21 protein-coding genes are annotated in these 17,700 nt (G+C 43.6%); 11 read left to right on the top strand and 10 right to left on the bottom strand.

Going from position 1 to position 17,700, the window contains the following annotated elements:
- Window positions 1-3: 3 nt before the first annotated feature.
- Both purM and E7X57_RS03535 read left to right on the top strand, forming a co-directional pair.
- Window positions 4-1,005 carry a phosphoribosylformylglycinamidine cyclo-ligase gene (gene purM, locus E7X57_RS03540; protein ID WP_135610623.1) on the top strand — a complete coding sequence of 334 codons (1,002 nt, stop codon included), beginning with the start codon at window positions 4-6 and terminating at the stop codon, window positions 1,003-1,005.
- A gap of 1 nt (window position 1,006) precedes the next feature.
- Window positions 1,007-1,285: a DUF1894 domain-containing protein gene (locus tag E7X57_RS03535; protein WP_135610621.1), complete on the top strand. Its 279-nt coding sequence runs from the start codon at window positions 1,007-1,009 to the stop codon at window positions 1,283-1,285.
- Here E7X57_RS03535 and E7X57_RS03530 read toward each other — a convergent pair whose 3' ends face one another.
- The 5 genes from E7X57_RS03530 to E7X57_RS12370 form a co-directional block, all read right to left on the bottom strand.
- Window positions 1,286-1,852, bottom strand: a complete 567-nt coding sequence (locus E7X57_RS03530) for a hypothetical protein (RefSeq protein ID WP_135610619.1) — start codon at window positions 1,850-1,852, stop codon at window positions 1,286-1,288.
- A 170-nt stretch (window positions 1,853-2,022) separates the two neighbouring features.
- A complete protein-coding gene (gene glnA, locus E7X57_RS03525) occupies window positions 2,023-3,351 on the bottom strand; it encodes a type I glutamate--ammonia ligase (RefSeq protein ID WP_135610617.1) in 1,329 nt (442 codons plus the stop codon).
- 347 nt (window positions 3,352-3,698) lie between these two features.
- Entirely contained in the window at window positions 3,699-4,427 is a 729-nt protein-coding gene (locus E7X57_RS03520; RefSeq protein ID WP_135610615.1) for an NAD(P)-binding domain-containing protein, read from the bottom strand.
- A gap of 134 nt (window positions 4,428-4,561) precedes the next feature.
- Complete coding sequence (locus E7X57_RS03515) at window positions 4,562-5,812, bottom strand: Glu/Leu/Phe/Val dehydrogenase (RefSeq protein ID WP_135610613.1); 1,251 nt, start codon at window positions 5,810-5,812, stop codon at window positions 4,562-4,564.
- 248 nt (window positions 5,813-6,060) lie between these two features.
- Window positions 6,061-6,234: a hypothetical protein gene (locus tag E7X57_RS12370; protein WP_167880875.1), complete on the bottom strand. Its 174-nt coding sequence runs from the start codon at window positions 6,232-6,234 to the stop codon at window positions 6,061-6,063.
- A gap of 258 nt (window positions 6,235-6,492) precedes the next feature.
- Between E7X57_RS12370 and E7X57_RS03510 the strand changes: the two genes are divergently transcribed.
- The 5 genes from E7X57_RS03510 to E7X57_RS03490 all read left to right on the top strand — a co-directional run bounded on the left by E7X57_RS03510 (window position 6,493) and on the right by E7X57_RS03490 (window position 10,633).
- Window positions 6,493-6,810 carry a DUF167 domain-containing protein gene (locus E7X57_RS03510; protein ID WP_135610611.1) on the top strand — a complete coding sequence of 106 codons (318 nt, stop codon included), beginning with the start codon at window positions 6,493-6,495 and terminating at the stop codon, window positions 6,808-6,810.
- Between the two features lie 64 nt (window positions 6,811-6,874).
- A complete protein-coding gene (locus E7X57_RS03505) occupies window positions 6,875-7,498 on the top strand; it encodes a YIP1 family protein (RefSeq protein ID WP_135610609.1) in 624 nt (207 codons plus the stop codon).
- Between the two features lies 1 nt (window position 7,499).
- The gene (locus E7X57_RS03500) at window positions 7,500-8,786 is read left to right on the top strand and encodes a hypothetical protein (protein WP_244603580.1); all 1,287 of its coding nucleotides are present in this window, start codon (window positions 7,500-7,502) and stop codon (window positions 8,784-8,786) included.
- On the top strand, window positions 8,770-9,483 hold the full coding sequence (locus E7X57_RS03495; RefSeq protein ID WP_244603579.1) for an ABC transporter ATP-binding protein: 714 nt from the start codon (window positions 8,770-8,772) through the stop codon (window positions 9,481-9,483). The genes E7X57_RS03500 and E7X57_RS03495 overlap by 17 nt, the downstream gene beginning before the upstream one ends.
- Window positions 9,470-10,633, top strand: a complete 1,164-nt coding sequence (locus E7X57_RS03490) for an ABC transporter permease (protein ID WP_167880874.1) — start codon at window positions 9,470-9,472, stop codon at window positions 10,631-10,633. The genes E7X57_RS03495 and E7X57_RS03490 overlap by 14 nt, the downstream gene beginning before the upstream one ends.
- A 99-nt stretch (window positions 10,634-10,732) precedes the next feature.
- On the opposite strand, the gene E7X57_RS03485 is transcribed toward E7X57_RS03490, so the two are convergent.
- Window positions 10,733-11,044 (bottom strand): hypothetical protein, encoded by a 312-nt coding sequence (locus tag E7X57_RS03485; RefSeq protein ID WP_135610607.1) that lies wholly within the window; start codon window positions 11,042-11,044, stop codon window positions 10,733-10,735.
- 4 nt (window positions 11,045-11,048) lie between these two features.
- Window positions 11,049-11,840, bottom strand: a complete 792-nt coding sequence (locus tag E7X57_RS03480; RefSeq protein ID WP_135610605.1) for a hypothetical protein — start codon at window positions 11,838-11,840, stop codon at window positions 11,049-11,051.
- Between the two features lie 182 nt (window positions 11,841-12,022).
- Between E7X57_RS03480 and E7X57_RS03475 the strand changes: the two genes are divergently transcribed.
- Complete coding sequence (locus E7X57_RS03475) at window positions 12,023-12,580, top strand: YdeI family protein (protein WP_135610603.1); 558 nt, start codon at window positions 12,023-12,025, stop codon at window positions 12,578-12,580.
- 43 nt (window positions 12,581-12,623) lie between these two features.
- Here the strand turns inward: E7X57_RS03475 and E7X57_RS03470 are convergent, their stop codons facing one another.
- Entirely contained in the window at window positions 12,624-13,763 is a 1,140-nt protein-coding gene (locus E7X57_RS03470) for a class II fructose-bisphosphate aldolase (protein ID WP_135610600.1), read from the bottom strand.
- A gap of 167 nt (window positions 13,764-13,930) precedes the next feature.
- Here E7X57_RS03470 and E7X57_RS03465 point away from each other — a divergent pair, with 167 nt between their 5' ends.
- The gene (locus tag E7X57_RS03465) at window positions 13,931-14,113 is read left to right on the top strand and encodes a hypothetical protein (protein WP_091689327.1); all 183 of its coding nucleotides are present in this window, start codon (window positions 13,931-13,933) and stop codon (window positions 14,111-14,113) included.
- Window positions 14,114-14,170: 57 nt separating this feature from the next.
- Here E7X57_RS03465 and E7X57_RS12365 read toward each other — a convergent pair whose 3' ends face one another.
- Together E7X57_RS12365 and E7X57_RS03460 are read right to left on the bottom strand one after the other, a co-directional pair.
- Window positions 14,171-14,317: a hypothetical protein gene (locus tag E7X57_RS12365; protein ID WP_167880873.1), complete on the bottom strand. Its 147-nt coding sequence runs from the start codon at window positions 14,315-14,317 to the stop codon at window positions 14,171-14,173.
- Window positions 14,318-14,502: 185 nt separating this feature from the next.
- Window positions 14,503-16,434 (bottom strand): hydantoinase/oxoprolinase N-terminal domain-containing protein, encoded by a 1,932-nt coding sequence (locus E7X57_RS03460; RefSeq protein WP_135610598.1) that lies wholly within the window; start codon window positions 16,432-16,434, stop codon window positions 14,503-14,505.
- Between the two features lie 549 nt (window positions 16,435-16,983).
- On the opposite strand from E7X57_RS03460, the gene E7X57_RS03455 reads away from it, so the two are divergent.
- Both E7X57_RS03455 and E7X57_RS03450 read left to right on the top strand, forming a co-directional pair.
- Window positions 16,984-17,217 carry a hypothetical protein gene (locus tag E7X57_RS03455; RefSeq protein WP_135610596.1) on the top strand — a complete coding sequence of 78 codons (234 nt, stop codon included), beginning with the start codon at window positions 16,984-16,986 and terminating at the stop codon, window positions 17,215-17,217.
- A 241-nt stretch (window positions 17,218-17,458) separates the two neighbouring features.
- Entirely contained in the window at window positions 17,459-17,686 is a 228-nt protein-coding gene (locus E7X57_RS03450; RefSeq protein ID WP_135610594.1) for a hypothetical protein, read from the top strand.
- The last annotated feature ends 14 nt before the right edge of the window (window positions 17,687-17,700 follow it).

Raw genomic sequence — 17,700 nt, 5'->3', positions numbered from 1 at the left:
AAGTTGAGTGATAAACATCTTACATACGCAGATTCCGGAGTGGATATCGAGAAAGAGGAATCCACCATCAAAGCACTGACAAGTGGAATGACATACAGACGCGAAGGCCTTGGAGCTCCGCTCACTGATATTGGCCACTATGCAGGACTCATTGAATTCGGGGAGTATGCACTGGCAATGGCAACTGATGGCGTTGGTTCAAAGGTGCTCATTGCAAATGAGATGAAACGCTGGAACACGGTTGGTATCGACTGTATCGCCATGAACGTGAACGACCTTCTGGCCATCGGTGCAGAACCGATCAGTTTCGTAGATTACCTTGCACTTGAAGAGCATACTGATGAGTTTGCACGCCAGATCGGAGAAGGACTTACCAGAGGTGCAGAAATATCAAAGATGACCATCGTTGGTGGGGAAACAGCAACCCTTCCGGAAATCATAAATGGATTTGACCTTGCAGGAACCTGCCTTGGAATGGTAAAAAAGGATGAGATCATAACCGGTGAAAAGGTCCAGCTTGGTGATGTCCTTGTAGGAATTCCAAGTAGCGGCGTTCACAGCAATGGCTACACCCTTGTAAGGAATATAGTCGATCGATCAGAACACTCATATCACGACAAGTTCCCGTACAACCCTGAGACCACCATTGGTGACGAACTTCTGATACCGACCCGCATTTACATGGAAGTCCTCGATGTAATAAAAGAATGTGACGTACACGGACTTGCACATATTACCGGAAGCGGACTCCTGAAGCTCAAAAGAGTTACCGACCTTGGATTCGAGTTTACTGACCCCATAGAGCCAGGTAACATCTTTAAGTTCCTTCAGGAAGAAGGAAATGTTGACGAACTTGAGATGTACCGCACATTCAACATGGGAATGGGCTTTTTGATCATCCTTCCTGAAGAGGATGCTGAGAAGGCTGCAGAGATGACGGGCGGGAAGATCGTCGGAAAGATCGTCGAACGCGGAATTCGTGTTGGTGACCTCGAGATCGTATAATATGGCATGTATCAACGATATACCCTATGAGATCCTCCTGAAAGGAGGAACACCAAAACAATGTGAAGATTTCATCCAGAAAGAATGTGATGAGGTCTATCACGTCAAAGGCGGTTACAAGATACGTGGAGTACTCCTCCGCGGAGGGGATTCCATTCCCATAGGGATAAAAGGAAATGATCTCATTTTCCAGTTCATAAAACCATGCAGCGGTCTTTTCATCCTGAGGATCCCGGATGCACAGGATGAGATTGAAAAGATACGCAATGAGATAAAATGATCAGATCTTTGATCTTCTGGCATTGCCCGTGACACAACCAAGGAACCCCGGGGAAGGGAACTCGTGAACTGACGTGGCAATTATCATCCCATCACCCACTTTTTTTACCACCATTACAGCCTGATCATCGTCATTCTTTAAGATGACATTGCCATCTGTTTCAGAGAAGTAACCGTCACAATCCACCATCTGATCAGGATCCTCGACTATGCACTGTGCCTCATGCTCATCCACACTGTGAAGATGTGTTTCCCCGTGTTTTTCTATGTATGTAAGCTGCATTGGTAACCAGCTATGCTCATATTTTGTGACAAGTGCTCCAAAGACAACGAGTGAACCACCGGCACTTACGAACTTTTCAAATGCCTTGCTGTTCCTTTCAATTCCCGGAAGTATCTTCGTATATGCAGAATTGGCAAACCCTGTAGGGACGATGACACATTTACATGCAGGAAGAAAAGGTGTACCAATGGCTGTGGAAAGGACACGCTGGCATTTCAGGCCATTTTCTTCAAACAGTTTTTCAAAGAGAAGCGGATTATCCCAGATCAGCATCACATCTGTCATGAAAGGAACTAAACATTAAAGGCTCTTAAATTTTCCTGCCCGCTGGGGTGTAATCAATATCAATTACTCTTGTGTTGCAAGTATAATTCCACGCCATAAATTGAAAAAACAACAGCAAAAGAAACGAACACACCGAATAAAAAGATGAGAAAATGAGAGTTAAAGTACTCTCATATAGTGTTAAGATACCTTTCGACCTCCCAGTCGTGTACCTGAATACGATATGCATCCCAGTCAGCCCTTGCAAGCCGGAGGACGTTCTCGTGTACGTGCTCACCAAGAGCCTCACGAAGCAGATCGTTCTCGGCAAGGTAGTTTGCAGAATCTTTCAAGGTTGGTGGAAGTGTCTCAATACCAAGATCGCTAAGACCTTTGTCAGAAAGCTCGAAGATGTTCTCTTCCCTGTTCTCCCCCGGATCGATCTTGTTCCTGATACCATCCAGACCTGCTGCAAGGACAGCAGCGAAAGTTATGTATGGATTGCATGAAGGATCTGGGCTTCTGAGCTCCACACGAGTTCCCTTGCCTCTTGCAGCAGGGATACGGATAAGTGAGCTTCTGTTGGCACCGGACCATGCAATGTATACCGGAGCCTCATAGCCTGGTACGAGACGTTTGTATGAGTTAACAAGTGGATTGCAGATAGCTGTAATCGCCTTAACGTGTTTGAGCAATCCGCCAATAAAATAGCGTGCTTCATCACTGATCTGCATGTCCCCATCAGGATCGTAGAACACATTCTCCCCGTTCTTTGAAAGGGAAAGGTTCACATGCATACCAGAACCGTTCTCACCAAAGATAGGTTTTGGCATGAAGGTTGCATGTAATCCATTGAGCTTTGCAATGGTACGGGTAACATACTTGAAGGTCATTACATTGTCAGCAGTGGAAAGTGCACCGCCATACTTGAAATCGATCTCATGCTGACCGAAAGCAACCTCGTGGTGAGATGCCTCGATATCAAATCCAAGCTCCATGAGCGTCAGTACAATATCACGGCGTACATCCTCTGCAAGATCAGCAGGTGCAAACTCAAAGTACCTGCCGAAATCATGAGGTATTGTGGTTGCTTTGCCATTTTCCTTTTCGAACAGGAAGAATTCAAGCTCAGGGCCTACGTTAAGTGTAAAGCCCATATCCCCAGCTTCCTTTATAACTTTCTTGAGGACATATCTGGGATCTCCTACAAAAGGAGTTCCATCGGGCAGATAGACATCACACACCATCCTTGCAACAACGCCCTTAGCTTGATTCCATGGAAGTATTGCAAATGAGGAGACATCGGGCTTCAGGACCATATCCGATTCATTAATACGGACAAAGCCTTCAACAGAAGAGCCGTCAAAGGAAATTCCCGAAACAAGAGCTTTTTCTATTTGCGTCACCGGGATCTCAACATCTTTCACGACACCCTGGATGTCCGTGAACTGCAACCTGATAAACTTAACATTGTTTGCCTCAATGGCCTTGAGTACATCTTCTTTGGTATTAATATTCATTGAATCGCCCACATCAATGGATTGATTTATGCCTAATTGCTTACAGATAATATGATATTATTGTTTAAAACCTACCATTCATATATCATGTTTTTGGTAAAAAAATGGAAATTCCTTTGATATAAAAATGGATGGAACCTTTCATAATAGATATGTAAAAGGATAAGTAAAGGAAGGGAACTGGAGATCCCTATTTGAGGGGATATTTTTGAAATCCAATTATATTGACGGACGGAATCTTTCAGTTTCCCTTATCAGAAGCCAATCTATAATTGACAGGAGTAGGATATATAGTCACTGGTAAAAACCATCAACTTTTACACCATGGACCCCTGTTTAGGATCTTTTTAAACAAAGCGAATTCCTACATCATGCATCTTGTTGCGTATGGCAATGTTTATCACCAGAGGTGTCAGTGACTCCACCATACCGGAGGTCTCGATCGGACCAATATCAAGAGGACGCATATTCGGAATATCCCTTACAAGATCGAAGACTATTTTCTTGGAATGCATGCAGTTTCCACAAACCGCGATATCGTAATCAAGTTCAAGGTCAAGATCTGCAAGCTTCTTTGCAGGAACATTGTGGAAAGCTGACACCAGCTCAATGCTTTGTGGCAAGAGATGTACCATTTCCTCGGCCGCACTGCCTGCAGATGGACTTGTATAACAGAAATAATCAGCATTGTATTCTGAATCCTTCGCATTAATGGTCACAGGGTTATTGCTATGATCATCCTGCCGGATGTAACAGCGATCCTTCTCCATAGGAACTACCACGGAAACTACGATCTGGTCCTTCAGGACAGGAGTTATCAGCTCAATGACAGATGGCACCTGTTCATAGCGTATTGCAAAGAGAATTATATCTGCATCCTCTGCTGCGGACTTATTGTCCTTTCCCACGACAGTTGCATCAATGCCCCTATCACGCAGGATCTGAGTATATTCAGCTGCCACTTCCATAGCTTTTTCTGCACTTCTGGAGCCTATTATCACATCATGTTTAGGACCCCAGCGTAAAGCAAATCCTTTACCAATATTACCAGTTCCACCAAGTATTGCGATCTTCATAACAATCCCATTAATCTTCCAAGTTAGTTATATCTGTTTTGACGAGTAGAAAAGCAATACGGGCAAAAAGAGAGGGGATAAATAAACCCATCTCTTCAAAACCCAAGAGGTATTTTTGAATTCTTAAGCAATGCTTAGAATAACCATCCACGATCTGACATTGACTCAACAACACGGTTGATAGCTACAACGTATGCAGCAGTTCTCATGTTGATGTTGTATTCATTGGATGCATCGAGAACAGAATGGTATGCATTCTTCATCTTAGCATCAAGACGGTTGTGGACACGCTCTTCGCTCCAGCGGTACATGTAGAAGTTCTGGACCATTTCGAAGTAGGACACAGTAACTCCACCACCATTACAGAGGAAGTCAGGGATCAGGTGTACACCATTCTCGTAGAGGATCTCATCTGCTTCAGGTGTTGTTGGACCGTTTGCAAGTTCAGCAACGATCTTTGCTTTGATCTTGTCTGCGTTCTCATGTGTGATCACGTGCTCAAGAGCTGCTGGGATAAGTACATCGACATCAAGCTCAAGGAGATCTTCGTTGGAAATTAGCTCTGTTCCTGCGAGGCCGACAACGGAACCGGTTTCCATCTTGTGTGCATGTGCTGCTTCTGCACTGAGGCCGTCCATGTTCACGACACCGCCCCTGCTGTCACTGACAGCAACGACCTTGCATCCGAAGAGCTCTTCACAAAGAGTGCCTGCGAAGTAACCTGCGTTACCATATCCCTGAATAGCTACGGTTGCACCTTTGAGGTCAAGACCGATAACTTCTGCTGCTTCACGGACAGTGTAGAGACCACCACGAGCTGTTGCGTCGCCACGACCGAGTGAACCACCAATGCTGAGTGGCTTACCGGTGATGACACCAGCCTGGTTCTTTGCGGAGAACTTTGAGAACTCGTCCATCATCCATGCCATCATCTGTGGGTTGGTATAGACATCAGGTGCAGGTACATCTTTGTCAGGACCTACGATCATTGAGATGCTTGAAATGAACTTCCTTGAAAGACGCTCGAGCTCACCATTGGACATTTCCTTAGGGTTGCAGATAACTCCTCCCTTACCTCCACCGAGTGGGATGTCCATAACTGCACATTTCCAGGTCATCCATGCTGCAAGTGCCTTGACTGTGTCGACGGTCTCTTCTGGGTGGAAGCGGATACCACCTTTGGTTGGTCCTCTTGCATCGTTGTACTGTACCCTGAATCCCTGGAATACCTTGATGGAACCATCGTCCATGCGGATAGGAAGGGATACGTGCATCTCCCTCATTGGGTTTCTGAGGATCTCGTGGATACCTTCATCAAGCTCAAGGATGTCTGCGCATTTCTTTAACTGCTTTCTTGCATTTTCAAATGGGTTCTGTTCTGCCATGTGATTTACCTCGCATTTAATTTTAGATAATTATTCTATTTTTTAAAAAGGCCATGGAAAATATATAGCCTTTTTTGTTAACAATTTTTTGTGATCATCTCATTGGTACATATAAAGATGTTATCACCAGTGTGACGACTAGGCTAGCTATTACCGATAGGTAATATATAATGATTTTGGTTTTAAAATACCTCATAATTAATTAAAATAAGAACCGAAAATGCAATGCAGCGACTTTTATTATTAAATTACCTCTTTAAAATTGCCACCATACATTTCAAATTCGTCGTTTTTTCACAGACATTTCCGACAACCATTTCAAGGTCATAATCCAGCCGCATAAATTTTACTGACATACCAACAATATCCAGCAATGCAAACCCGGTCTCCGGAACAAGATCCTGCTGAATTATTACCACCACAGTACGACATCTTTATATTACCCTACCTTGTAGTACTCCATGGCGCATTGTAAGGTCCTTGCACGAGAATATGGCAGAGCCTTTCAGTGAATGTACAGACAACCTCAATGCGGCACATACGATAATGCAACATACGCCTGACACGAGGGAAACCGGAAGGGACAGCGGGGATCCCAATAGGATGATCTTTCGGAGTTAGTGGGCCAGGCTACAGCATTATCGACATCTTCTCGATCATATCACATAAAGGTCACAGACATGTCTTTTGAAAATGCGCTAAAGGATAAAGGAGATAGCATAACCATCGATCTGGAAGTGACACCAGGGTCAAAGAAAGTATGTTTCCCCGGAGGTTACAACCAGTGGAGAGAGCGCATAGAGATAAAGCTCAGATCCGCTGCACAAAAAGGGAAGGCCAACGATGAACTTATAGAAAGCATTGCAGACTTCTTTACAGTAAATACTTCCAGTGTCAGTATAAGGTCAGGTGCAAGAAGCACAAAAAAGACAGTAGAGATTGAAGGCCTTGATTATGATAAAGCGACAAGCATGCTGGAGGATGTTTTGAGCATATAAGATTATACTTGACGAAAAAACGAAACCATTATAAATATATACAATGCCCCGTACATAAATAAGAATGACACTTACTCAAGTTCTTACAAACCCAAACGGCTTTTTTGAAGAGAAAATGAAAACCGAAGTGGAAATGAAAAACCCGCTTCTGATAGTACTTTTCATTGCAATCCTAAGCGCAATTAACGCTGCAATAGTGACGAAACAGATCATGGAAATCCTACCCCCGGAAGCAGCAGCATTTGCAAGTATAGGGGCAATTGCAGGAGCAATAGGTGCATTTATTGGTGAAATCATCAGATGGGTGTTCTATGCCGGCGTATTCTATGCAATCTCATCCATCCTTGGAGGGGAAGGAACTTTCAAACGGGTGCTCGAAGTTGTTGCCTACGGATTAATCCCATTCATTGCAAGTGGTATCATAGGTATCATCGTGATGGCAACATCTTTCTCAGTAGAGAACTTTGACATGCAGAACCCGGAACTTCTGGAACAGGCAATGCTTAATGATCCCACAATGAAAATGTTAGCGATAGTGGGGATACTTTTCACACTATGGAGTGCTAACATCTGGATATTCGGACTTGTCCATGCAAGACACCTAAGCGTGAAGAACGCAGCGATATCCGTACTGGTGCCTGTAGGACTTTATGTATTATACACTGCAAGCAAATTCATAGGTGCATAAAGTGAAACTAAAGACCATTATAAGCATAACACTGTTGCTACTCCTGGCTCTTACAGCCCCGGCAGCAGCCGATACAGATATCAGGCCGACCGTAGTCGTGGACTACTCCATGGAGCCCGCAGTCCTCATGCCCGGAGATACCGGCACCATCACCATATCCATAGAGAATATGGCAAACGGCGAGATATATGTCAAGGAGGATGACAAGACATTCGACATGAATGCCTACATTGCCAGTATAGCTCTTGGAGGTAATGACGATATAGAGATCCTCAACAAAGAGCACACCGATATCGGCCTTCTGGGACCCCGGGACACCATAAAGCTGGCATTTAACATACGTGCAAAAGAAACAGCAGAGAACGGTGTTCACTTCCTGACCATGGAACTTGTAGGTGGCAGTGATATGAACGATCTTAACTACAACATACCGGTCAAGATCGATGGCAGGAACTTAAAGCTTATAATGGCAACAATGCCAACAACGGTGATGAACGAGATCTCAACGATAGAACTCGACATCATCAATACAAGACCAAATGAGGTCAGCAATGTAATTATCAAACCCGAAGGAGAAAATGTCTCTTTCAACCCCGCAGAAATTTTCGTTGGGAACATACCTGCAAGCAACAAATCCACAGTGGAGATCACGCTCAACACCATGGCATCTTCAAGTGGTCCGAAGAACATATCTTTCACAGCCTCATTTTTCAATGGCGATAACTACCATGTTTCCGAAAAGGAAGAAACAGAGATAAACGTGGTAGGCCAGCCATCACTGATCTTCACGAGCATTGAAGTGACAAAGATCGGAAACAGGTATTCATTTATTGGTGACATCAATAATTTCGGCACGACCGATGCAAAGAACGTACTGGTATCAGTCGCCGGATCCGAAGACATCACACCAATGCAGCCTTATGCGAACTACTTCGTAGGAACACTTGAGGCAGATGATTTCAGCAGTTTCGAGCTATCTGCTCGCGTCCTTTCCCCTGACATCAAAGAGATACCCATCCTTATCGAATTCCGCGACACTGATAACGTATATTCATCTGTGACAGGCTACATTGACCTTGAAACCACTTCGGCACCGGAAGGCGGGGATAAGGAGACACCCATATGGATGTGGGGGATCATCGCGATCATAACTATAGCAATTGCCGGAGTTATCGCCTATAGCTGGAAAAACAGGAAGACAGCGGAAGTAGAAGAAGCTGAAGACCCGGATGAAGAAGAATCAGATGATAACGATAATTACGACGAAGCTGATGAAGTCGAAGACTGATGGGGAACCTATGTCCGATCCGATAGTCCAGTTACAGAACGTCAGGAAGACCTATACCCTCGGAACAAGCGAGATACATGCACTCAATGGAGTAAGCATATCCATTGAAAGAGGGGACTTTGTCACGATAATGGGATCATCCGGTTCAGGAAAGTCCACACTTCTCAACATGGTAGGCTGCCTTGATACACCCACATCAGGTAAAGTGAAGATCAATGGAACGAACATAACAAAACTCGACGATGACAAGCTTACAACGATTCGCAGGGACAATATCGGATTTATTTTCCAGCAGTTCAACCTTATACCTACCCTGACTGCGATCGAGAATGTTGAGATCCCCATGATATTCAGCAGGATCACTCCGGCCATGCGGAAAAAGAGGGCCATGCACGCACTGGAACAGGCACAGCTTGATGCTGAATACGCAACCCATCGCCCAAATGAGCTATCGGGAGGACAACAACAAAGAGTTGCCATTGCCCGTGCTCTTGCAAATGAACCACCGATCCTTCTTGCAGATGAACCCACAGGAAACCTTGATTCAAAGACCGGGAAGAGCATCATGGAACTGCTGGTCCGGCTAAATGAAGAGGGTACGACCCTGATAGTCGTCACCCACGACCATAAACTTACTGAATACTCCAACAAGACCATCGTCCTGATGGACGGGGAGGTCTCCAATGATATCTATTAAAGATATCCAGAGCAACATGTACCTGCAGCTTGCAAAGAGAAATCTCAAGCGTCAGACCTTCCGAACGGTCCTTGCAGCCATAGGCATAATCATCGGGGTCATTGCCATCTCATCCATGGGGATCTTGGGAAACAGCCTGAAAATGTCGGTCACAGATTCATTCGGGGATATAGGAGATAAACTACTCATATATCCTGCACCCGGAGAGGACGGAGTGACAGAAAAGCAGATCCTGCAAATGAAAAAGGTGGATGGCATAGATGCCATAATTCCTGCCTATTCAACAGGGGACCGGGTCGAATACAAGAACAGCTATACCTTTGGGTCCATCTATAGCATCGAACGCGAGGATCTGGAAAAGCTGGTAGAGGTGGATGACGGACAGTTCTTCAAATCAGGCTCAACCGATTGTGTTATAGGATCCTCTGTTGCAGACAACCTTGAACTGAGGGTTGGAAGCAAGATCGAGATAGGAGATTCAAGGCTCAGGGTAGTAGGGATCCTGAAAGAACGTGGGATGGGATTCGATATCGATGCAGATACCGGCGTGTTCACATCGGCACAGATGTATGAGAAGATGTACCCCGGAGAGGGGAAAGAATATGACTTCGCAATCGTCCGGGCAGAAGAACTTGACAAGGTTGACGACATAAAAGAGGATATTGAGAAAATGCTGAACAAGCGAGAAGAGGTAGTAACCGTCTTCGCAACCAATATTATCCTCGAAAGTATCAATGAAGCATTTAAGTCCATCTCCCTTTTCCTTATGGGGATCGGTTCGATCTCACTTCTGGTAGCTGGCGTCAGCATATTGAACGTTATGCTTATGTCCACAATGGAACGCACCAAAGAGATCGGGGTGATGAAAGCAGTTGGTGCCTCACGAAAGGATGTGCTCACAATGTTCCTTCTGGAAGCCCTGCTTTTGGGGATCGTTGCAAGCCTTATCGGAGGTTTATTCACCATCGGAGCAGGATATCTTATCCTTTCACTTGTAATAAAGAACACATCGTACCTGTTCTCACTGGCAACCCTGATCTACATAATTGAAGGTATCCTGTTCGGTGTTGCTACAAGCCTTATTGGCGGAATGTACCCTGCATGGAAGGCATCGAATATGAGACCTCTTGATGCATTGCGTTATGAGTGAGAATCGAGCTAGAAACATACGCAGTTTCGTAAAAACACCGTTAAAGGTCGAATGAACACATCTGGGAAAAAGAGATATTAAAAAAAGAAGAAGAGGTGGTCAGTCCTCGGAAAGTCCACCCATGTCTTCGAACTCGAGCCCTTCAAGTTCTTCCTTTAATTTATCGAGCTCTTCCTGTGAGATCGGGGTCGTGTTATCAAGTTCTGTTGATGTACCTTCGTCCTCAGGAATGGCTTCTGCAGTATCATCCACATTTTCATCGATATTCTCATCGACACCCTCTGATCCGTCTGCAGTATCATCCAACACGACGTCATCCATTTCTTCTTCAGCCACAGCCCCATTCTGAGCACAGCCACTAACAAGCAACATTGCAGCTATGATTAAGATCGCAATTATCATTCGCTTCATTTTATCATTCTCCCCTGACGATCAGCCCATATGCCTCATTCAGGTATCCATGTGCTGAGAGCATATTTCCCCTGGCTATCCGGAGATAGTTGTTCCCGTTGGAGAACTTGATCAAGGGTTTCCCGGGAGTGCGTACTTGCTCGTATTCTTCCTCGGCGTTGTTGATGTTTGTTCTTGCATCCTCGATGTCGGCTTTTGCCATATCGAGTTTTTCAAGGATCAGATCATTGTCTTCCATATCCTCAGCCACTTCACGCAGCTTTGCCTCATAGTCCTCAAGAGTATCCGCATGCTCGTTTGCTGTATGGACCCACACAAACCCGCTGTTCCTTGCAACATCGGAAACAAGCTCAAAGTAGCTACCTACCATTTTCAGGAAAACTGCACCAAGCTCGAACCTGTTATCCACACCATCAACATCTGCCCTTAGCTCATCGATCTTCACAAGATTGGTATCGACATCCTCCTGAATTGACTCTTTCAGGTCATCAGGAATATCAGGATTATCTTCCACTTCAAGGTCTTTCCAGATCAGCCATGCTTCCACTTCATCAAGTGCAGCATTCAATGCATCTTTTCCAGTATCGATGACCTTTTGGTTATTTTCCTCGGTCTTGTCTGCTGCCCATTCAAGCTTGGCATCCCTGTGCTCGGCCTGAGCTTCTAAACTTGCCTGTTTTGCATCATGCCATGCCTGTTTTGCATCACCTGATGATAATGCGCTTACAGCTATTGGCTGCAAAAGGAGCATAGCCAGCACAAGTAATGCAATAAAAGATACTTTTTTTAATTTCATGTCCGATCTCCCGTACAATAGATGCATTCATCAGCAATATAACCATTTTGGAGTTTTTCTGACGAAATTATAGAGAATAACGATCACAATCAGAGTAAAAGAGTTGATGTGAATATGAGTGACTGAGAAGGAACTGACACCCCAACAAATGATATAAGTAACTTCTATTAAAAATAATACTGATGAACACCTTGCATGTGGTAAACCGGAAAGAGTGGAGAAAATGGCTGGAAAAACACCATTCCACTGAAAAGGACATCTGGCTGGTCCACTATAAGAAGCACACCGGCAAGCCTGTACTACCATATGATGATGCTGTTGAGGAAGCGATCTGTTTTGGCTGGATAGACACCCTTGTTCGCAAGATCGATGAGGAAAGATATGCCCAGAGATATACATCCCGAACTGAGAGGAGTAAATGGTCGGAAACGAACAAGCAACGGGCACGAAAAATGATAGAACAGGGCAAAATGACAGAGACCGGGTTGCAGAAACTTGGCAATGCACTCAATGAAAAACCAGCGCAACCAGGGATAAAAGCAACCGATATTCCGGCAGATATGAAAGCAGCCTTAAAGACAGATGAGCAGGCCTGGAAGAACTTTTCAGCCTTCGCACCGGGTTATAGAAGAAACTACATCGAGTGGGTGGTAAATGCTAAACGTGAAGAGACACGGATAAGAAGAATAGCCAGCGTTGTGGAAAGAGCACGGGAAAATAAAAAGCCCGGAATGATGTGACCAATAGTATCGATCACATCTCCGTAAATTAAAGATAAGGAACTTAGTTCATCGCACCCCTGACGGTCTGGGCTGTACCCTCACCGTTGAATGCCTTAATGAACAGAAGGGTCTCAGCATAGCACATTGCATCGATAGCAGCTTTTGTATCGTCGGACACAGAATATATCCTGTCAAAGAACTGCTTGACTGCAAACTTGCTGAACTTGCCGAATATCTCAGTGTCGTTCTTACCAGGTGCTTTCTCCTTATAGGTTTCAAGGGTCCAGTTACGGATATCCTGATAGAGTTCAGGCTCGTATACCTTGAAGATATCCCATACGATGTTCTGGTAGAAAGTTGCAACATTTCCTTTGACGATATCGCCATGAGGGAACTTGTTGTGGATAAGGTCACGAGGTGTTCCGGTGATACCGTGCTGTGCGACCCTCACATCCAGACCGTTGTCCTTCAATGCCTGTGCCACTGCAATTGTCTGGTCAATGTCGATGGATACCTGTTCAACAAGATGTCCGTTTGAATCATAGGTGTTGCCGTGTGCACTTCCGTTGGCGATCGCCAAAAAGTGAGGGAAGACACCGCTCTCGTTCAATGCCTTGATGAATGTGACTGCCTCTTCCGGACTGGTGAGCACCCTGCCGTGTTCATCCTCCCTGCCGATCTCGCCGACCTCTACCTCAAGACCATATTCTTTGTCCCCCATATTCTCCTTGATGTGAAGACCGATCTTTGTAGTGGCATCGATGTTGTCAGCAAGCTCTTCGCGCAGGTTGCCGCCCTGGAAGTTGAACAGGTGGGATGCATCAATGGCAAAGGATGTGAATCCTGCATCGATCTGTCCGCTTACAAGGGCCTTTGTGGACTCAATATCCTCATCGGTTCCTTTCTTGATACCGATGTGATCAGCGTGCAAAGCCCACATATCAAAACCTACTTCCTTTGCTGCCTCTCTTGCCATCCTTGAAAGGTCTGATGGCTTCAATCCGGCATATCCACCTTCGAGATTACACTCGGACCTTGCCAGCTCGAAAATGAGAGGAGCATCCATATCCTTAGCAGCACGCATGATACCATTCATGACAAGTGCGATCCTTGGATTAGCGGTCATTATGATAGTATCCTTGTCAAGCAGGCTCTTAAACATTAATGAACTTGGTATTGGCTCAAAATTATTATTGGTCATATTGTTACCTTCAAATTTCTTTCATCTATTTTTGATATATAATACACGTTTCAATTCATAATCATTTCTATTCGAAAATGGAAGCAACAAAATATGAAATAAAACACCAAAAACAATAAATACACAACATCCAATGAGTTTAAGATAAAATAAGGGGGGCTAAGCCAATGAAACATCTCTTGGAACTAGAAAATAAACTTTCAAATATGACAACTGATGAAATTTACAACTACGCAAAAGATAACTACCCGGAAGAACCCAACATGTGGATGGGAAAGAAAAAACTGGTAGTTCGCAGAATAGTCAATTATGAAAGGAACAAAATGAACATTGAAGAAACTACAGAGTAAACTAAGCTCTGCTTTTTTTGATATAGTATACCTCTTCAAATAACTACTTTGTAATATTCAGGAACCAGAGATAGTCTGGATCAACCTGACTATTACAAGTTCATAGATCAAAATACTCAGTATCACAAATACCAGTATAGAGATCAAACCAACTGTTGGACAGGTGATCCTGTCACCTTTATTTTTCTTGTAACACAATTTCATCCGCTTACACCCCACACTTTACAGAAGAAATTAGCATATAAAGATTGAACTTACATCTATTTTAATTTTTATAAGATAGAGGGGAATAAAACAATTTGACGAACCCCTGGAAAAATAAAATCATACAAAAGAAAAAGGAAAGAACAAAGATAAAAATGGAAGAAAAAGAAGAGATATTGTCTTAATTAGCACTCCTCTTCCACAAGACTGCCACCAACTCCCATCACACGTATTCTTGTCTCAAGCGGATGGTCCCAGCCGTCAGGGATGATCTCTTCCTTCTCCACATCGACCTTTACATGTTCAGGATCCAGACCTGCATCGACCATATACTGTATGATCGTTTCCTTTCCTGTCTTCGTGGCATATTCGAGAGCTTCTTCATACTCATAGAAATTCATTCGTCCTTTTTCAGAGAATACATAGAATTCCCAGTCCGGTGCTGCCATTGAGACCGGCCTGACAAGGAAATCCACCCTGCGGATACCTTTTGCTGCCAGCGCACCTGCTGCATTACCAACATTCGAGAATTCAGGAACCACTATATCTGCATCAAGTATTGCCTTGAGGTTATCAAGATAGGCCACCACAGGACCACCTATGAGGACCACCGGCATCTCGACCTTGAATTTTGTCGGAGACTCGATATCAAAGATCTTACGGATCTCTTTCTTGGGCACTCCCTCCAGGAAGAAGGACATAAGATCAGATGCCATGTTCTTGGCAAATTCCTGTTTTACAAACGCAGCAAACTCCTGAGCATCCCTCTTGCACAGGGAACCAAGATATTTTGCACCTATTTGCGCTGCTTCCACAGTGTGCTCTTCATAATCACCAAGCACGTGCAGGGCATCCGTAGGTGTAAAACCGATGGTCTGTATCAGGCGTTTCTGAATCAGAAGATCGATATGTTTGGCTGAAGGATACTTTTTCAGACGATACTTGATCTCCCTCAATGATGTAGGACTTTCAGATATTGCGGCAAGGACCTCTTTTTCCATGTCGGTTATATCTATCGGATCGTATCCGGTCCTGATGAAGAACTTGGTTGGCTGGAAATTCGTACTGATCAACCCTTTCGAAGGCATTGGGTTTGTCTTAAGCTGCTCAAGGAATTCGGGGTAAATATCGGCAGCACGACAAAGTGGGATAACCCTTCTTGGTCCGATGTTGACGTGATTGTCCTTGACCCATACATCACTGTCACCACCCATTGCAGAGGTCTCCATCTTGATGGCTTTGACCCTTGTCTTCCATCCGCCTACAACAGCACCAGACTCACTCATGTCCGGAACACCATCATTTATCACCGAAATATCAGTACTCGTTCCACCCACATCGATAACAGCACAGGTATCGTTGCCAGTCAGGAAAGATGCACCCACCAGGCTGCCCGCAGGACCTGAGAAGATGGACTCTATCGGTTTTTCAAGGGCACTTCTTATACCAATGACAGAACCATCACATTTAAGCATGAAAACATTTGCATCCACGCCTTTGGAAACAATATACTTTTCCACGGTAGACATGAAATTCTCAGTGATAGGAATAAGCTGGGCATTAAAAAATGCAGTAACTGCCCTTTCGAAGGCCCCAAGGTCCTGTGAGAGCTCATGAGCACATACAACAGGAAGCCCGGTAGTTTCCTTGACGATCTCTTTTACCCTCAGTTCATGGTCATGATTACGAATACTGAAATAAGAAGAAACCGCAAATGCTGCAACACGGTCTTTAATACCTGATGCAAAAGCCCTTACAGCATCCTCATCCAGAGGGGAGGTCTCTATACCATTATAGTTATGCCCACCATTTACCTGAGTAAAATGTTCAGTTGGAAGATCCTTGTTTACTTCATAGTTTCCAACGAGGATCAGACCTACAGGGAAACCTGTGCCTTCCAGAATACTATTAGTGGAAAGTGTAGTTGAAACGGATACAACCTTAATGTCCTCGAGATATTCCTGATCGATCCCATCGATCGCATTTCTTATACCCTCCAGAGGATCAGGATATGTTGTAAGTGCTTTGTTAGAAGCAATGATAACCTCATCTGAATCCCTCAGGAGTACCGCGTCTGTGTAAGTTCCACCTGCATCTATACCAAGACTGTATTTCATCCAAAACAACTCCTTTAACTCATGAAATGAACAATTTGAATACTGGCCTTTCAATCTGGCCTTTAACTAATCGATTAAAAAGGTGACTTATACATAAAGATATCGTATTTAATTATCACTGTTAACTTCTGAAAACAGGCACTGCCGGCACATTCACAATATAAATAACAAGAAAAGGAGGCAAGAATTGATCGAAACTTTCCATATATAAGAGTGAAGGATAGGAGTGCAATTAGAAAGAGAACGATGATACAACAAATTGTTATCTTCAAATTTTAATATATTAAGAGAATCCATTCAATCTTTCATCCATTGTCAATTCTGTAAGTCCGGGAATCGTAAAATTGAGAACGACCAAGGAATTTGTGAACCTGATCATTATTAGTTACACTCAAAAATATATAGGCAATTGATGAGAAATTCTCAATAAACGAACCATCCGAATGAATCTATAAATATATTAATTATTATTCGTGATGCATATATAGCAATAATTAGATAGTTAAACATGGGAATATATAGTCAAACAATGAGTTGGAAGTGGCTCAAATGAAAAAACATGATTTCTCATGGAAGAACAACGAAATAAAGTATCCTGAAAGTTTCGGAAAAATTGTTGCCATACCTATATCTGAAGAAGAAAAAGATGCTGTCGATGATCACACAATGCTCAATAACCGTATGATTCTCGACAATGAAGAAATAGGTGATATTATCATCGACGCTTTCAAAGAGCGTATGAGAACAATGTTATCTGATCACAGGCACAATCAGAATCATTGAAAGAGAGATGACAGCATAGCACTACTCTTCAGCATCCCTTTCCATTATACATGCCGTATCTAACATGTAGCAATAATACCACAATTCAGAAATATAGAACTCATGCTGGAAAATTCGCAATAAGATAACTATAAAAATTAAATCTAAATATATTAATTGCTAATCGTGAGGTATATATACTAATATTGACATAGTCGGACTTGAGGATATATCGCCAAGTTATTCGTTGGAAGTGACTCGAATGAAAAAACATGATTTCTCATGGAAGAACAACCACATAAAGTACCCTGAAAGTTTCGGAAAAATTGTTGCCATACCCATATCTGAAGAAAAAGACAATGTTTTCGATGATCACACAATGGTCAATAATCGTATGATGCTAAACGATGAGGAAATAGGTGACGTTATCATCGACAGTTTCAAAGAGCGTATGAGAACAATGTTATCTGATCACAGGCACAATCATTGAAACAAATAAAAGCA

It is taken from the genome of Methanococcoides sp. AM1 (assembly GCF_900774055.1).
Taxonomy (GTDB): Archaea; Halobacteriota; Methanosarcinia; order Methanosarcinales; family Methanosarcinaceae; genus Methanococcoides.
The sequence above is the reverse complement of the archived record's forward strand: the minus strand, read 5'-3'. Positions and strand labels throughout refer to the sequence as shown.

Coding starts and splice junctions, on each gene's coding strand:
- E7X57_RS03475 (WP_135610603.1), top strand. CDS start 12,023: ATGAACACCTTGCATGTGGTAAACCGGAAAGAGTGGAGAAAATGGCTG.
- E7X57_RS03520 (WP_135610615.1), bottom strand. CDS start 4,427: ATGAAGATCGCAATACTTGGTGGAACTGGTAATATTGGTAAAGGATTT.
- E7X57_RS03515 (WP_135610613.1), bottom strand. CDS start 5,812: ATGGCAGAACAGAACCCATTTGAAAATGCAAGAAAGCAGTTAAAGAAA.
- E7X57_RS03465 (WP_091689327.1), top strand. CDS start 13,931: ATGAAACATCTCTTGGAACTAGAAAATAAACTTTCAAATATGACAACT.
- E7X57_RS03470 (WP_135610600.1), bottom strand. CDS start 13,763: ATGACCAATAATAATTTTGAGCCAATACCAAGTTCATTAATGTTTAAG.
- E7X57_RS03485 (WP_135610607.1), bottom strand. CDS start 11,044: ATGAAGCGAATGATAATTGCGATCTTAATCATAGCTGCAATGTTGCTT.
- E7X57_RS03455 (WP_135610596.1), top strand. CDS start 16,984: ATGAAAAAACATGATTTCTCATGGAAGAACAACGAAATAAAGTATCCT.
- E7X57_RS03480 (WP_135610605.1), bottom strand. CDS start 11,840: ATGAAATTAAAAAAAGTATCTTTTATTGCATTACTTGTGCTGGCTATG.
- E7X57_RS03510 (WP_135610611.1), top strand. CDS start 6,493: ATGTCTTTTGAAAATGCGCTAAAGGATAAAGGAGATAGCATAACCATC.
- E7X57_RS03490 (WP_167880874.1), top strand. CDS start 9,470: ATGATATCTATTAAAGATATCCAGAGCAACATGTACCTGCAGCTTGCA.
- E7X57_RS03460 (WP_135610598.1), bottom strand. CDS start 16,434: ATGAAATACAGTCTTGGTATAGATGCAGGTGGAACTTACACAGACGCG.
- E7X57_RS03535 (WP_135610621.1), top strand. CDS start 1,007: ATGGCATGTATCAACGATATACCCTATGAGATCCTCCTGAAAGGAGGA.
- E7X57_RS12365 (WP_167880873.1), bottom strand. CDS start 14,317: ATGAAATTGTGTTACAAGAAAAATAAAGGTGACAGGATCACCTGTCCA.
- E7X57_RS03495 (WP_244603579.1), top strand. CDS start 8,770: ATGAAGTCGAAGACTGATGGGGAACCTATGTCCGATCCGATAGTCCAG.
- E7X57_RS03530 (WP_135610619.1), bottom strand. CDS start 1,852: ATGACAGATGTGATGCTGATCTGGGATAATCCGCTTCTCTTTGAAAAA.
- E7X57_RS03450 (WP_135610594.1), top strand. CDS start 17,459: ATGAAAAAACATGATTTCTCATGGAAGAACAACCACATAAAGTACCCT.
- E7X57_RS03505 (WP_135610609.1), top strand. CDS start 6,875: ATGACACTTACTCAAGTTCTTACAAACCCAAACGGCTTTTTTGAAGAG.
- glnA (WP_135610617.1), bottom strand. CDS start 3,351: ATGAATATTAATACCAAAGAAGATGTACTCAAGGCCATTGAGGCAAAC.